Here is a 14,777-nt window from a genome sequence, read left to right as displayed (position 1 = left end):
CCGGGGCTTCGGGGTTTCACTGTCCAAAGTGAAAGGGGGCCGTTTACAGCCCCAGTTTTGCCAGAACGATGTCGTTGACCGCCTTCGGGTTGGCCTTGCCGCCGGTGACCTTCATCACCTGGCCGACGAACCAGCCGGCGAGTTTCGGGTTGGCCTGCGCCTTTTCGACCTGCGCCGGGTTGGCCGCGATCACCTCGTCCACCGCCGCCTCGATGGCGCCGGTGTCGGTCACCTGCTTCATGCCGCGCGCCTCGACGATCGCCGCCGGATCGCCGCCTTCGGTATAGACGATCTCGAACAGATCCTTGGCGATCTTGCCCGAGATGTCGCCCTTGGCGATCAGATCGACGATGCCGCCCAGCTGCGCCGGGGTGACCGGGCTGGTGGTGATGTCGTGGTCGTCTTTCTTCAGCCGGCCGAACAGTTCGTTGATCACCCAGTTCGCCGCCATCTTGCCATCGCGGCCCTCGGCGACCGCTTCGAAATAGGCGGCGGTCTCGACCTCGGCGGTGAGCACCGAGGCGTCGTAATCGGTCAGGCCGAAGTCAGCCATGTAACGGGCCTTGCGCGCATCCGGCAGTTCGGGAAGCGAGGCCTTGATGTCGTCGACCCAGGCCTGTTCGATTTCCAGCGGCAGCAGGTCGGGATCGGGGAAGTAGCGGTAATCATGCGCCTCTTCCTTCGACCGCATCGAGCGGGTCTCGTTCTTGTCCGGATCGTAGAGCCGGGTTTCCTGATCGACCTTGCCACCCTCTTCGAGGATCTTGATCTGGCGCCGCGCCTCATATTCGATCGCCGCCTGGATGAACCGCATGGAGTTCATGTTCTTGATCTCGCAGCGGGTGCCGAGGTGGCTGAAATCCTGGGTCTCCTGATAGCGCTCGTAATCGCCCGGCCGGCAGACCGAGACGTTGACGTCGGCGCGCAGGTTGCCGTTCTGCATGTTGCCGTCGCAGGTGCCGAGATAGCGCAGGATCTGGCGCAGCTTGCCGACATAGGCCGCCGCTTCCTCGGGGCCACGGATATCCGGGCGCGAGACGATTTCCATCAGCGCGACGCCGGTGCGGTTGAGGTCGACGAAGGACATGTTCGGATCCATGTCGTGGATCGACTTGCCGGCGTCCTGTTCCAGGTGGATGCGTTCGATCCGGACCTTGCGGGCGATGCCCGGGCCCATGTCGACGATGACTTCGCCTTCGCCCACGATCGGGTGATAGAGCTGGCTGATCTGATAGCCCTGCGGCAAGTCGGGATAGAAATAGTTCTTGCGGTCAAACGCGCTCATCAGGTTGATCTCGGCCTTCAGGCCCAGCCCGGTGCGCACCGCCTGTTCGACACAGAATTCGTTGATCACCGGCAGCATGCCGGGCATCGCCGCATCGACGAAGGAGACGTTCGAGTTCGGCTCCGCCCCGAATTGGGTGGAGGCGCCGGAGAAGAGTTTCGACTTGGAGCTGACCTGGGCGTGGATTTCCATCCCGATCACCAGCTCCCAATCGTATTTCGCCCCGGCGATCACCTTGGGCTTGGGGGTCTCGAATGTCAGATCCAGCATGTGCCTCGTCTCCGCAGAATACCGGCTTGCGTTCTAGGGCAGAGCGCCGGGCGGAGCAAGGGCTTCAGGCGCCGGGGGCGATGATCGGCCCTTCGGGGGTGAAGGTGATGCGCAGCCCGTGATCGAGATCGTCGCGGAATTGCTCGGCGATGGCGCGCAGCGCATCGGCCTGGCCACGGGCGGCGAACCGGCGGGGAGAGCCGACGCGGGCGTTGTTGTCAAAGCCCTGCGCCGCATGGGCCCAGACCAGCGGGTGCAATTCGCTCAGGTGGTCGCGGATCAGCCAAGAGGCGCAGGCGGCGATGCGCCTGCGCGGCGCGCCGCCGTCATCGCGGCGCAGGGTGACGGCGCAATAGGCGGCCAGCAGGTTGATCATCGCCTGATCGGGGCGGCGGGTGACGATATCCTGCAACCCGTCGATGAAGAAATCCGTATCGACCTGCGTCAGCGCCTGCGGATCCCGGGCGATGGCATCGAACATGACCCAGGCATAGCCGCCAGCGCCCCAGGTCGGCTGGCTGCGCGCGGCGGTGCGGCGGGCCTCCAATTCAAGTTCGCCATAGGAGCCGGCGCGGCTGGGCAGCAGATGCAACCCCAGGGCGCGGAACGGCTGGGCGTTGCGCGGGTCGAGGTTGATCAGCGCCGCATAGGCATCGGCGATCTCGCCGGTGCGGCCATGGCGGGCGGCCAGCAGCGCGCAGCGCGCAGCGGCCAGCGCCGGGCTGGTCTCGGTCTCGGCGGTGAAGGGGGCCAGCAGATGGGCGGCGCGATCGAAATGGGCGGCGCAGCGGTGGCGGTTCAACTTGGGCAGCGCCTGCGGCTCGCCGGTGCCGCGCCAGGCCCAGCCGATGTCGATATGGGCCTGCGCCAGCACCAGGTTGACATAGGGATCGTGACGATGGTCCTGCCGCATCGCCTCGAGCGCCATGATGCCGTCGAGCAGGGCGCGATCGTTCGTCTTGCGACCCTTGCCGTCGGCCAGCGCCTCTTCGACCGCCAGCACCACGTCGGACCGCGCGCCATAGGACAGGTGATCGGCCAAGGGCGTGCCGCCGGGGGTCAGGGCGCGGGCCTGGTCCACCGCGCGCAGCGCCTGGGCCAGTTCCTCCCACCGGTCCTGACGGGCGAGGAACAGGCCTTGGTCGCGACTGTCGCGGGCGGCCTCATCCTCGGGGCTGAGATCGCGCACCGGGATGTCGAGCAGATCCTCGGGCACCGCGGCGGCCTGGGGCGCGAGGCCCTGCCGGAGGCGGGCCATGGTCTGGCCAAAGAGTTTGGATGGCAGCGCGCCGAGGGCGCGGCGGGGGGTATTGAGCATTTTTGGTCCGGGCAGAAAGTCTTCGGAATAGATGCGAACCTGATGCGCCATTGGGGCGCAAATGGGGCGGCTCTGCGGTCTTTCCGGCCAGGCTTTGCGGTTTTTGGGCGGCATTGTTTACCGTCCCGCGCCCTCTGGGTTGGAAACGGCGGGGCGCGCCGCGATTGTTGACGCGGCGGCCCCGGGGGCGGCGGATAACTGCCGGTTAAAAAACGGTAAAGTGGTGCCGCTCGACCTTGAGGCCATGGGCGGAGAGCGCGGTTTCCAAGGCGCCGTGGGGCGGCAGCGACTCATGCGGGAGCTGGAGCCGACGCCCCGATTTCAGCATCAGCCGCACCCGGACCGAGAAATCCCAGCGGGTGTCCATGCGGATATGGTCGATCTCGGACAGCGCCACTTCGCCCCGGTGCCTGCCGCGCCACCAATGGAAGGTGGTGGCGTCGATCTCCAGCCCGGCGTCGGGGTTCCGGATCAGCTCCCAGAGCGCCGGCAGGGTGGGCAGTGCCAGCAGCACCATCAGCCACCAGAGCGCGTCGAGAAACAGATAGGCGGCGATCAGCACCAGATAGACCACCGCCAGACTGACAATCAGCCGGGCCGAGCGCGCCCGTTGATGAAAGCGGAAGGCGGCCTCAGCGCCCACCGGAGACATCGAGCGTCGTTCCGGTAACGTAGGACGCGCGATCAGACAGCAGATAGAGGATCGCCTCGGCCACTTCCTCGGCCGATCCGGTGCGGCCCATCGGCACCCCGCCGCTCAGCCGCTCGGGCCTGCCGGGATCGCCGGCCTTGGCGTGAATGCCGGTGTCGATCAGCCCCGGGCGCACCGCGTTGACGCGGATATCGTCGCGCGCCACCTCTTCGGCCAACCCCTTGGTGAAAATGTCGATGGCGGCCTTGGAGGCGGCGTAATCAACGAAGGTATTGGCCGATCCCAGCCGCGCGGCGGCGGAGGAGACATTGACGATCACCCCGCCGTCGCCCTGCGCCTGCATCCGCAGCACCGCCTGTTTCGCCACCAGGAAGGGGGCGATCACGTTGATGTCGAAGGTGCGGCGCAGCCGGGCGTGATCCATCTCCACGACCTGGGCGATGGGTTCGTTGATGCCGGCATTGTTCACCAGCGCGTCGAGCTGGCCGAAGTCGCGGTCTAGCCGCGCGAACATCTCGTCGATCGCCTCGGGCTCGGCCAGGTCGGCTTGCAGGATCAGCGCCCGGGCGCCGGTGGCGCGGACGTCGGCCGCCACCGCCTCGACCCCCTCGCGGTCGGAACGATAGTTCAGCGCCAGATCATAGCCGCGCTCGGCCGCCAGCCGGGCGGTGGCGGCGCCGATGCCGGCACTGGCGCCGGTGATCAGCAGGGTGGGACGCGACATGGCTCAGGCCCCCCGGATGCGGCTGATCATCTCCGAGGTGTCGCGGGAGAGATCAGGAGTGGCGGCGATACGGTCCAGCTCGACCGCGATCTTGGCCTGGCGCGCGGGGTCATAGCGCTTCCAGGTCTGGAAGGCGGTGCACATCCGTGCCGTGGTTTGCGGGTTCAGCGGGTCGAGCCGGATCAGCCAGTCGGCCAGCAGCTGATAGCCGGCGCCGGTCGCATCGTGGAAACCCGCGTGATTGGCCGTGAGCGCGCCGAAGAGGGCGCGGAAGCGGTTGGGGTTCTTCCAGTTGAAATCCGGATGTTCGGTCAGCGCCTGCGCCACCGATACCGCGCGCTCCGGCGTGGCTTCGGCGATCTGCAGCATGAACCATTTGTCGATCACCAGCCGGTCATCCTTCCAGCGGTCATAGAAGGCCGCAAGCTCGGCCTCTCCCTGACCGGCCTGCAGCAGGCAGGAGAGCGCGGTGAGCGCCAGGGTCATGTTGTCCGCCGCCGTGTAGAGCGCCGAGGCGCGCGCGCCGCCGTCACGCCGGGTGATCAGCCGCAGCAGGGCGCCGGCCAGCGCCCGCTTGCCGGATTGCTCGGCATCAGGCCGATAGGGATCGGTGACCTGATTGGCCTCGTAAAGCTCCTCCAGCAGCGGCCCCAGCGCCTGGGCCTGGGCGTCGCGCAGATGTTCCACCGCCTGCCAGATCGCCATCGGATCGGGCGTGATGCCGCGATCGGCCAGCAGCCCCGCCAGTTCCGCCTGACCGGGCAGGCCCAGCATCAGGGCGCGATAGGCCGGGTCGAGCGTGTCGTCGCGCATCAGCGAGCGCAGACCGTCGAGGTAATCGGCATCGGGTTCTCCCGCGCCGGTCGCCATCTGCAGCAGCGTATCCTGCGCCAGGGCGCGGCCGGCCTCCCAGCGGTTGAAGGGATCGGTGTCATGCGCCAGCAGGAAGGCGCGTTCGGTATTGGTGCTTTCCCGTTCGAGGATCACCGGGGCGGAGAAGCCGCGCAGGATCGAGGGGACGGGACGCGCCGGCAGCCCGTCGAAGCTGAAGCTCTGCTTGGCTTCCGTCATCTCCAGCACGGTGGTTTCCTGCAGCTCGTCGCCATTGGGGCCGATCAGCCCGACGGCGATCGGGAGCACCTGCGGCAGCTTTTCGGGTTGGCCGGGGGTGGGCAGGGTGGTCTGTTCGAAATTGAGTGTATAGGTGCCCTCGGCCCAATCCTCGGTCACCTTGACCCGTGGGGTGCCCGATTGCGAATACCAGCGCTTGAACTGGGTCAGGTCGCGCCCGGTGACGTCTTCGAAGACCTTTAGCCAATCCTCGATGGTGCAGGCCTGGCCGTCATGGCGCGCGAAATAGAGATCCAGCGCCTCTGCATAGGCGGCGTCCCCCACGAGGCGCTTGAGCATGCCGATCACCTCGGCGCCCTTCTCATAGACGGTGGCGGTGTAGAAGTTGTTGATCTCCTGGAAGCTTTCGGGGCGCACCGGGTGCGACAGCGGGCCGTTGTCCTCGGGGAACTGGCGGGTGCGCAGGTCGATCACGTCATGGATGCGCTTGACCGGGGCAGAGCGCATGTCGGCGGTGAACTGGCTGTCGCGGAAGACCGTCAGCCCCTCTTTCAGACAGAGCTGGAACCAGTCGCGGCAGGTGATCCGGTCGCCGGTCCAGTTGTGGAAATATTCATGCGCGATGATCGCCTCGATCCGCTCGAAATTCATGTCGGTCGAAGTGTCGGGAGAGGCCAGAACGCAGGAGGAGTTGAAGATGTTCAGCCCCTTGTTCTCCATCGCGCCCATGTTGAAATCATCGACCGCCACGATGTTGAAGACCTTGAGGTCATATTCGCGGCCATAGCTGTCCTCGTCCCATTTCATCGACTTCTTCAGCGCTTCCATGCCGAAGGCGGTCTTGTGTTCGTCGCCCGGACGCACCCAGAGCTTCAGCGCCACCGGCTGACCGGAAACGGTGGTGAATGTGTCCTCGGTCGCCACCAGATCGCCCGCGACCAGCGCGAAAAGATAGGCGGGCTTGGGCCAGGGATCGTGCCATTCGGCCCAGCCGGCACCTTGCCCCTTGGGGTTGCCGTTCGACAGCAGCACCGGCAGATCGCCGTTGATCCGCACGGTGAAGGTGGACATCACGTCGGGGCGGTCGGGGTAATAGGTGATCTTGCGAAAGCCCTCGGCCTCGCATTGGGTGCAATACATGCCGTTCGACATATAAAGCCCTTCCAGCGCCGTGTTGCCCGCCGGGTCGATCTCGACCTCAGCCTCCCAGACAAAGGGCGCATCGGGGGCGGTGGCGGTCAGCCCCTCGGGCGTCACCTGCGGCGCGATCTCGGCGCCGTCAATGGTGGCGCGGATCAGCTTCAGCTTTTCGCCATGCAGGAAAAAGGTCCGGTCCGTGGTCTCGGGGTTCGGGCTGAACGCGATGCGAGAGGTCACCCGGGTGGCATGCGGCGCCAGATCGAAGGTCAGGTGCACCGAGTCGACCACATAGCCGAAGGGTTTGTAATCCTTGAGATAAACGGTTTCCGGGGCGGCGTCGCGCATGGCATTCCCTCTTGCTTGATCGGGCCCGACGTTAGGCCGTGCCCCGGCCTGCCGCAAGTCACCGGATTGAGACAAGTGAGACGGCTCGGGTTTTCCCGGTTCGGTTTGAAACTGCTTTCCGCAAAATCGGTAAAATCGCCTGACCGGATTTGTTGCCGATAGGAAACTTCTGCCCTAGACAGTGGACAACCCCCGTTTCAGCAGGAGACACGACGAATGGTGGAGAGAGTGGAACGCAGCGGGCTGCAAGTGGCCGCGGAACTGGCGAGCTTCATCGAGGGGCAGGCGCTACCCGAGACCGGGGTGGAGCCCGCCATCTTCTGGGACGGGCTGGCGCGGATGGTGGCGGAGCTGGGTCCGAAGAACCGGGAGTTTCTGGCGATCCGCGACGATATCCAAGGCAAGATCGACGCCTGGCACATGGCCCGGCGCGGCCAGCCGCATGACGCGGCGGCCTATGAGGCCTTCTTGCGCGAGATCGGTTATCTGCTGCCCGAGGGGGAGGATTTCGCCATCGACATCAAGGGCGTCGATCCCGAGATCGCCACGATCCCCGGGCCGCAACTGGTGGTGCCGATCACCAACGCGCGTTTCGCCCTGAACGCGGCGAATGCGCGCTGGGGGTCGCTCTATGATGCGCTCTATGGCACTGATGCGCTGGGTGATCTGCCGGCGGCGGGCGGCTATGACAGCGCGCGGGGCGCGCGGGTGATCGCCTGGGCCAAGGCGCATCTGGACAGGGCCTTGCCGCTGAAGGGCGGAAGCTGGGCGGAGGTGACCGGCATCGACCAGGACAAGGCCGGTGTGATCCTGACCACCGAGACCGGCGAGCTGCGCCTTGCCAAGCCCGCGCAATATTCCGGGCGGACGGCGGACCGGTCTGAATATCTGTTCTCCTGCAATGGCTTGCATATCCGGGTCGTGATCGACCCCGAGACGCCCGTGGGCCGCGATGATCCGGCGGGGATCTGTGATGTGATCCTTGAATCCGCCGTCTCCACCATCATGGATTGCGAGGACAGCGTTGCCGCGGTCGATGCCGAGGACAAGGTGCTGGCCTATTCCAACTGGCTGGGCCTGATGAGGGGCGATCTGAAGGAAAGCGTCACCAAGGGCGGCAAGACTTTCGACCGGGTGCTGGCGCAGGATGTGGAATTCGTGGCGCCCAATGGCATGCCGATCGTGCTCAAGGGCCGGTCGCTGATGCTGGTGCGCAACGTTGGCCACCTGATGACCAACCCGGCCATCCTGGACGCCGAGGGCGGCGAGATCCCCGAAGGGCTGCTGGATGCGCTCTGCACCGTGATGATCGCCATGCACGATCTGCACAAGCCCTCGGGCAATTCGGTGCATGGGTCGGTCTATGTGGTGAAACCCAAGATGCACGGCCCGGCCGAGGTCGCCTTCGCCGTCGAGATCTTCGATATGGTCGAGGATATCCTCGGCCTGCCGCGCAATACCGTCAAGATCGGCATCATGGACGAGGAACGGCGCACCAGCGTCAACCTCAAGGCCTGCATCCGGGCGGCGAAATCGCGGGTGGCCTTTATCAATACCGGTTTCCTGGATCGGACGGGGGATGAAATCCACACCTCGATGGAGGCGGGGCCGATGCTGCCGAAGGGCGAGATGAAGTCGACCCCCTGGATCGCCTCTTACGAGGATCGCAATGTCGATATCGGCCTGGCCTGCGGGTTGCAGGGCAAGGCGCAGATCGGCAAGGGGATGTGGGCGATGCCCGACAGGATGGCCGATATGCTGGTGGCCAAGATCGGTCACCCGCAGGCCGGCGCCAATTGCGCCTGGGTGCCGTCGCCCACCGCCGCCACGCTGCACGCGACGCATTATCACCTGGTCGATGTCTTCGCCCGTCAGGACGAGATCGCCAAGGGCGGCCCGCGCGGGACGCTCGCCGATCTGCTGACCATCCCGGTGATGGAAGGCCGCAACCTGAGTGATGAGGAGATCACGCGGGAGATCGAGAACAACGCGCAGGGCATCCTTGGCTATGTGGTGCGCTGGGTCGATCAGGGGGTGGGCTGTTCCAAGGTGCCCGATATCCATGATGTCGGGCTGATGGAGGATCGCGCCACCTGTCGGATCTCCAGCCAGGCGCTTGCCAATTGGCTCTATCACGGGGTGATCGGCGAGGATCAGGTGATGGCGGCGATGCGCAAGATGGCCGCCGTGGTCGACCGGCAGAACCAGGGCGATCCGGCCTATAGCCCGATGGCGCCGGGCTGCGATGACATCGCCTTCCAGGCCGCCTGCGATCTGGTCTTCAGGGGGCGGGTGCAACCTTCGGGCTATACCGAGCCGGTGCTGCACCGCCGCCGGCTTGAGTTGAAGAGGGCGCGCGGCTGACAGGCCGCCGCTCGCGGCCCGCGCGTCACAGCGCCGGGCGGGCCGCGCCGCTGCCGTACCAGCCGCCCACCGCGCGCTCAAAGGCCATGGCGGCCTGGAACACGGTCGCGTCGCGATAGGTGGGGCCGACGATCTGCATCCCCGTCGGCACACCGCTTTTGCCAAAGCCTGTCGGCACCTGCAGCACCGGGCAGCGGCTCAGCATGTTGAAGGGCGTGGTCAGCGTCCAGCCGAGTTCCGGACGCACCGGGGTGCCGTCGATCTCAAGCGTGCTCTGGTCGTAGTCGGCCGGCACCGCCGGCAGGGCGGTGGTGGGGCAGATCAGCACGTTATAGGTTTCCAGCAGGGGGCCGAGCCGGGCATAGGCGGCATTGGCGATCTCCAGCGCCTCGACGAATTGCGCCACGGTGCTGTCGCGCGATCGGGTCGCGAAGTCGCGGCAATAGGCGGTCATCTGGTCGCCATGCTCGGCCAACAGCCCGGCGAGCGATCCACCCAGCACATGCGACAGGTGCGCCCAGCAGGCGCGCTGAACCTCATCGCCCCAGCCGATGTCGATCTCATCGACCGTGGCGCCCAGATCGCGGAAAATTTGCGCGGCGGCGCGGGTGTTGGCCTGTACCTCCTCGGTGACGGTATAGCTGCCCAGATCCATCGACAGCGCGATGCGCCAGCCCTTGAGATCGGGATAGTCCGCCGGCAGCACCAGCTTGGGATAGAGCGTGGCGATATCGCGGGGCGAGGGGCCGCACATCACGTTCTGCAGCAGGATCGCATCCGACACGCTGCGCGCCAAGGGGCCGGTGTGGCAGTAGAAGTCCAGATTGAAGGGGGCGTCATCGGGGTTGCGCCCATAGGGCGGCTTGTAGCCCACCAGCCCGCAGCAGGACGAGGGGATGCGGATCGACCCGCCGATGTCGGAGCCGGTGGCGAGCGTGGTCATCCCCGCCGCCAGCGCCGCCGCAGATCCGCCGGAGGAGCCGCCGGGGGTATAGTCCGGGTTCCAGGGGTTTCGGGTGACGCCCCAAAGCCGGCTCCAGGTCACCGCGCCGCAGGAGAATTCCGGCGTCGTGGTCCGGGCGTGGACGATGCCGCCCTCGGCCAGGATGCGTTCGTTGTTGACCGAGGTCTCCTCGGGCACGAAGTCCCGGGTGATGAGAGAGCCATAGGTGGTGCGCTTGCCGGCGATATGGCTTTCGTCCTTGGCCGCCACCGTCAACCCGTCGAGCGCGCCCTTTGGGGTGCCTCTGGCCCAGCGGTCGGCCGCGGCGCGGGCAGCCTCGCGCGCCTCGTCGAAATAGCAATCGGTAAAGGCGTTGACCGGATCGCGCACCGCCTCGGCCCGGGCGATCTGCGCATCGAGCAATTCCAGCGGCGACAGGCTCCTGTCGGCGAAGCGCCGCAAGGCCTCGGTGGCGGTCATATAGATCAGATCGTCGCTCATCGCCGAGGCCTTTCAGGGACGGGGCGCAGGGGATGGACCGGATGGGTGCCTGGTCAATCGGTCAAAGGTCCCTCCCCCGGACCGGGGGAGGGACAGGAGGGGCCAAGCCCTGTCAGCTCAGGGGTGTCACCCCCGCGCGGTCACTTCTGCAGATCGGTCCAGATCCGGGTATAGAGCTTCTGCACCTCGGGCGGGCAGGTCGGCAGGAAGTGGCCGGCCGATTTCAGCTCTTCCGGGATGACGATCTCACGCGCGGTCTTCATGTCCTCCGGCATGAATGCTTCCGATCCCTTGATGCCGTTGGCATAGCGGGCGAATTTCGAGATCAGCGCGGCGTTTTCCGGCTCCATGATGAAATTCATGAACTTCTTGCCGGCTTCGGGGTTCTTGGCGTCCTTCAGCAGCGCGACCGAGTCCATCCAGACCACATAGCCCTCCTTCGGATAGCCATAGTGGACCGCCGGGTTCTCAAGCCGCATGCGGAAGGTCGAGCCGTTCCAGTTCACCCCGGCCCAGAGATCCTCTTTGACGAATTTCTCGATATTGCCGTAATCCATGCCAAGCCAGCTCTTCTTGGCTTCCATCAGGCCGGTGTGCACCTTCTTGAGGATCTCCTTGTCGTCGGTGCAGGGCTGGCCGCCGTAATACATGATCGCCAGGCCCATCACGTCGCCCATTTCGGGCACCACGTTGATCTTGCCCTTCAGCTCTTCCGGCGGGTCGAGGAAGATGGCCGAGGTGTCGATATCGCCGCTGTAGTATTTGGTGTTCACCACGATGCCGGTGGTGCCCCATTGCCACGGCACGGTATAGTGGCGGCCCGGATCCCAAGCGACGTTGACCCACATCGGGTCCATGTTCTTGAAGTTCTCCATCTGGTCGGGGCGGGCCTCGGCCAGCAGGCCCTCCTGGATCCAGAGCGGCACATAGCCGGCCGAGGGCACCACCAGGTCGAAGCCATGGCCGCCGGCCTTGATCTTGGCGAGCGCGGTGTCGTTGCTGTCGAAATCGGTGACGACGACCTTGATGCCGGTCTCCTTCTCGAATTTCTCCAGCAGTTCGGGGCTGGTGTAGTTGCCCCAGTTATAGAGGTTCAGCTCTTCCGCCGAGGCGGCGGCAGCGGCCATCGCCAGGACAGAGGCTGCGGCAAACAGACGTTTCATGGGTTCATGTCTCCTTGTTGGGTGTCTGTTGTTGGTCCCGGATTCTTGATTGCCCGGTTGGAGTCGGTGAAAGCAGAGTATCAGCGCCGTTCCCGGCTGACCCAGAAAAACAGCGAGACCAGGAGCGCGCCTGCAACGAGGATCACGGTCGAGATCGCGTTGACCTCGGGCGTCACCACCCGGCGGAGCTGGCCTAGCATATAGGTCGGGATGGTATCCTGACCGGCGGATTTGACGAATTCGGTGATCACCACGTCATCCATCGAGATCACGAAGGCCAGCATCATGCCGGCGATGATGCCGGGCCAGATCTGCGGCAGGGTGATCCGCAGGAACACTTTCATCGGCGGTGCATAGAGATCGCGGGCGGCGATCTCCAGCGTGTTGTCCATGGTTTCCAGCCGGGCCCGGATCGGCAGATAGGCGAAGGGCACGCAAAAGGCGGTATGGGCGGCGATCAGATAGATCATGCTGGTATAGCCGGTGGCGACCTTGATCCAGGCGAAGACGATCAGCAGCGCCACCGCGGTGACGATCTCGGGCACCATCAGCGGCTGGTTGATCAGCGCATAGATCATCGTCTTGCCGGGAAAGCGGCGGGTCCGGGTGGTGGCCAGCGCCGCCATGGTGGCGGCGACGGTGGCGATCCCGGCGGCGGTCAGCGCCAGATAGAGCGAGCGGATCGCGGCGTCGATCACCTCGCCGTTCTGGGCGGCCTGCATGTACCAGCGCAGCGAGAACCCCTCCCAGTTCGCCAGCGAGGTGCCGGCGTTGAAGGAATAGACCACCAGGATCAGGATCGGCGCGTAGAGCGTGACCATGGTGAAGAGCGCCACGATGGCGAAGCCGGGCAGGCTGCGCACCGAATAGCCGCGCGGGCCGCGGCGGGGGACGGCGGTGTCAGACATCGGTTTTCTCCTCACGCGAGGTGATGCGCACGTAGTAGATCAGCGCCACCATGACGATCGCCATCAGGGTGAAGGACAGGGCCGCGCCCAGCGGCCAGTTGCGACCGGCACCGAATTGCAGCTCGATCAGGTTGCCGAACATCAGGTTCTTGCCGCCGCCCAGCACCCGCGGCGTCACATAGGCGCCGAGGCAGGGGATGAAGACCAGGATCGAACCGGCGATGATGCCGGGCTTGATCATCGGCAGGATGACCCGGCGGAAGGCGGTCCAGCGCCCGGCGTAGAGGTCATGCGCCGCCTCGACCAGCCGGAAGTCGAGCTTTTCGACCGCGGCGTAGACCGGCAGCACCATCAGCGGCAGGTAGACATAGGTCATGCCGAAGCCGATGGCGAAATCGGTGAACATCATCTGGATCGGCGCGTCGATGATGTGCAGGAACATCAGTACGTTGTTGATCACCCCCTCGGCGCGGATCAGCTCCTGAATGGCGATGGTGCGGACCAGCAGGTTGGTCCAGAACGGCACGGTGATCAGAAATAGCCAGAGTTCGCGCTTGCCGCGCGGGCGGGTGGCAACGAACCAGGCAGTGGGCACGCCGAAGATCAGCGTCAGTACCGTGGTCACCATCGACAGTTTCAGCGACCGCCAGAAGATCGACAGATGGGCATCGGCCCAGGTCATGTTGTCGTCGAAGATGTCGCGCTGCATCAGCACGCCGGTCCAGCCCTCGGTCGAGAACTGCCATTTGACGTTGCCGTAATCGCCAGGCGTCAGGAAGGAATAGACGACCATCACCAGCAGCGGCGCCGCCGCGAAGAAGGTGATGATCAGGATCGCCGGCAGCGACAGCAGCCAGCGGGTGCGGGTATCGGCCTGCTCAAGCTCGTGCTCCAGAGCGCCGGGGGCGAGCGGGGTGTCGGGCGCCTGTGCCATGGGTCAATCCCTCAGCACGGTGACGGCACCCGGGGCGATGCTGAGCGCAGCCTCGGCCCCCTGCAGCATGCCGGCGCCGTCATCGGCCGGCGTGTTGGCCATCTTGGCCTTGAACAGTTCGCCCGTCGCCAGCCGCAGATGCACGGTGGTCGCCTCGCCGGAATAGACCACGTTCGAGATGGTGGCCGGCAGTTCGCCCTCGGCGGCGGTGCCCATGCGGACCAGCCCGTGTTCCGGTCGCACCAGAATGCTGACCTCGCCATCGGTGACACCCTGGGGCGGGGTGGCGGCGAAAGCGGGGCCGCCGGCCTTGAGCCGGACCGCGCCGCCCGACAGCTCGGCATCGAGGAAGTTCGATTCGCCGATGAAGTTGGCGACGAAGCGTTCGGCGGGGCGTTCGTAGATCTCGCGCGGGGTGCCGACCTGCAGGATTTTGCCGGCGCTCATCACCGCGATGCGGTCGGACATGGTCAGCGCCTCTTCCTGGTCGTGGGTGACGAAGATGAAGGTGATCCCGGTCTCGTGCTGCAGGCGCTTCAGCTCGATCTGCATGTCGCGGCGCAGCTTGAGGTCGAGCGCGCTGAGCGGCTCGTCCAGCAGCAGAACCTCGGGTTGCGGCGCCAGGGCGCGGGCGAGGGCGACGCGCTGCTGCTGACCACCGGAGATTTCCGAGGTCCGCCGCGCCTTCAGATGCTCCATCTGCACCAGTTTCAGCATGTCATAGACGGTGGTCTGGATTTCGCCCTTGGACTTGCCCAGCATCTCGAGCCCGAAGGCGATGTTGTTGGCCACGCTCATGTGCGGGAAGAGCGCATAGTTCTGGAACACCGTGTTCACCGGCCGCTGGTTCGGCGGCAGCCGGGAGATGTCGCGCCCGCCGAGGTAAAGCGCCCCCATGGTGGGCGGCTCGAACCCGGCGATCACCCGCAAAAGCGTGGTCTTGCCGCAGCCCGAGGGGCCGAGCAGGGTGAAGAACTCGTTGCGGCCGATCGACACTGACACGTCGTCGAGCGCGCGTACCTCGTCGTCACCGCCTTGGAAAATCTTCGAGATGCGATCCACCCTGACAGCGACATTCTCGTCGCTGTCAGGGCCGGGCATCGACTGGGTTTGGTGCTGCATGATGTGTTTTCCCTGTCAGCTTTTTGTATGCGGTCGC

The 14,777-nt window shown here is 65.6% G+C and carries 11 protein-coding genes; 1 reads left to right on the top strand and 10 read right to left on the bottom strand.

Annotated features, from left to right (window positions below):
- Positions 1 to 43 precede the first annotated feature (43 nt).
- From gatB to pepN, 5 genes are all read right to left on the bottom strand, one after another.
- The gene (gene gatB / locus ACN0V4_RS07440) at positions 44 to 1,555 is read right to left on the bottom strand and encodes an Asp-tRNA(Asn)/Glu-tRNA(Gln) amidotransferase subunit GatB (protein ID WP_417674571.1); all 1,512 of its coding nucleotides are present in this window, start codon (positions 1,553 to 1,555) and stop codon (positions 44 to 46) included.
- Positions 1,556 to 1,619: 64 nt separating this feature from the next.
- Entirely contained in the window at positions 1,620 to 2,873 is a 1,254-nt protein-coding gene (locus ACN0V4_RS07435) for a hypothetical protein (RefSeq protein ID WP_417674569.1), read from the bottom strand.
- Positions 2,874 to 3,078: 205 nt separating this feature from the next.
- The gene (locus ACN0V4_RS07430) at positions 3,079 to 3,525 is read right to left on the bottom strand and encodes a hypothetical protein (RefSeq protein WP_417674567.1); all 447 of its coding nucleotides are present in this window, start codon (positions 3,523 to 3,525) and stop codon (positions 3,079 to 3,081) included.
- Complete coding sequence (locus tag ACN0V4_RS07425) at positions 3,506 to 4,249, bottom strand: glucose 1-dehydrogenase (RefSeq protein WP_417674565.1); 744 nt, start codon at positions 4,247 to 4,249, stop codon at positions 3,506 to 3,508. The genes ACN0V4_RS07430 and ACN0V4_RS07425 overlap by 20 nt, the downstream gene beginning before the upstream one ends.
- A gap of 3 nt (positions 4,250 to 4,252) precedes the next feature.
- Entirely contained in the window at positions 4,253 to 6,805 is a 2,553-nt protein-coding gene (gene pepN, locus ACN0V4_RS07420) for an aminopeptidase N (protein ID WP_417674563.1), read from the bottom strand.
- A 216-nt stretch (positions 6,806 to 7,021) separates the two neighbouring features.
- Between pepN and ACN0V4_RS07415 the strand changes: the two genes are divergently transcribed.
- A complete protein-coding gene (locus tag ACN0V4_RS07415; protein WP_417674561.1) occupies positions 7,022 to 9,169 on the top strand; it encodes a malate synthase G in 2,148 nt (715 codons plus the stop codon).
- A 25-nt stretch (positions 9,170 to 9,194) separates the two neighbouring features.
- On the opposite strand, the gene ACN0V4_RS07410 is transcribed toward ACN0V4_RS07415, so the two are convergent.
- The 5 genes from ACN0V4_RS07410 to ACN0V4_RS07390 all read right to left on the bottom strand — a co-directional run bounded on the left by ACN0V4_RS07410 (position 9,195) and on the right by ACN0V4_RS07390 (position 14,740).
- Positions 9,195 to 10,613 (bottom strand): amidase, encoded by a 1,419-nt coding sequence (locus ACN0V4_RS07410; protein ID WP_417674559.1) that lies wholly within the window; start codon positions 10,611 to 10,613, stop codon positions 9,195 to 9,197.
- Positions 10,614 to 10,753: 140 nt separating this feature from the next.
- Positions 10,754 to 11,776 carry an extracellular solute-binding protein gene (locus tag ACN0V4_RS07405; RefSeq protein WP_417674557.1) on the bottom strand — a complete coding sequence of 341 codons (1,023 nt, stop codon included), beginning with the start codon at positions 11,774 to 11,776 and terminating at the stop codon, positions 10,754 to 10,756.
- An 80-nt stretch (positions 11,777 to 11,856) separates the two neighbouring features.
- A complete protein-coding gene (locus ACN0V4_RS07400; RefSeq protein WP_417674555.1) occupies positions 11,857 to 12,684 on the bottom strand; it encodes an ABC transporter permease in 828 nt (275 codons plus the stop codon).
- Positions 12,677 to 13,618, bottom strand: coding sequence for an ABC transporter permease (locus ACN0V4_RS07395; RefSeq protein WP_417674553.1), 942 nt, complete (start codon positions 13,616 to 13,618; stop codon positions 12,677 to 12,679). Before ACN0V4_RS07395 ends, ACN0V4_RS07400 begins: the two co-directional genes overlap by 8 nt.
- A 3-nt stretch (positions 13,619 to 13,621) precedes the next feature.
- On the bottom strand, positions 13,622 to 14,740 hold the full coding sequence (locus ACN0V4_RS07390; protein ID WP_417674551.1) for an ABC transporter ATP-binding protein: 1,119 nt from the start codon (positions 14,738 to 14,740) through the stop codon (positions 13,622 to 13,624).
- Positions 14,741 to 14,777: the final 37 nt, after the last annotated feature.

The organism is Pseudodonghicola sp. (assembly GCF_048268305.1).
In the GTDB taxonomy this organism is placed as follows: Bacteria; Pseudomonadota; Alphaproteobacteria; order Rhodobacterales; family Rhodobacteraceae; genus Pseudodonghicola.
This window is presented reverse-complemented; position numbering and strand designations above follow the sequence as displayed.

What these genes read in the sequence shown, in the direction of transcription:
- ACN0V4_RS07390 (WP_417674551.1), bottom strand. Translation starts at nt 14,740, where the DNA reads ATGCAGCACCAAACCCAGTCGATGCCCGGCCCTGACAGCGACGAGAAT.
- gatB (WP_417674571.1), bottom strand. Translation starts at nt 1,555, where the DNA reads ATGCTGGATCTGACATTCGAGACCCCCAAGCCCAAGGTGATCGCCGGG.
- ACN0V4_RS07430 (WP_417674567.1), bottom strand. Translation starts at nt 3,525, where the DNA reads ATGTCTCCGGTGGGCGCTGAGGCCGCCTTCCGCTTTCATCAACGGGCG.
- ACN0V4_RS07405 (WP_417674557.1), bottom strand. Translation starts at nt 11,776, where the DNA reads ATGAAACGTCTGTTTGCCGCAGCCTCTGTCCTGGCGATGGCCGCTGCC.
- ACN0V4_RS07400 (WP_417674555.1), bottom strand. Translation starts at nt 12,684, where the DNA reads ATGTCTGACACCGCCGTCCCCCGCCGCGGCCCGCGCGGCTATTCGGTG.
- ACN0V4_RS07415 (WP_417674561.1), top strand. Translation starts at nt 7,022, where the DNA reads ATGGTGGAGAGAGTGGAACGCAGCGGGCTGCAAGTGGCCGCGGAACTG.
- ACN0V4_RS07395 (WP_417674553.1), bottom strand. Translation starts at nt 13,618, where the DNA reads ATGGCACAGGCGCCCGACACCCCGCTCGCCCCCGGCGCTCTGGAGCAC.
- pepN (WP_417674563.1), bottom strand. Translation starts at nt 6,805, where the DNA reads ATGCGCGACGCCGCCCCGGAAACCGTTTATCTCAAGGATTACAAACCC.
- ACN0V4_RS07410 (WP_417674559.1), bottom strand. Translation starts at nt 10,613, where the DNA reads ATGAGCGACGATCTGATCTATATGACCGCCACCGAGGCCTTGCGGCGC.
- ACN0V4_RS07425 (WP_417674565.1), bottom strand. Translation starts at nt 4,249, where the DNA reads ATGTCGCGTCCCACCCTGCTGATCACCGGCGCCAGTGCCGGCATCGGC.
- ACN0V4_RS07435 (WP_417674569.1), bottom strand. Translation starts at nt 2,873, where the DNA reads ATGCTCAATACCCCCCGCCGCGCCCTCGGCGCGCTGCCATCCAAACTC.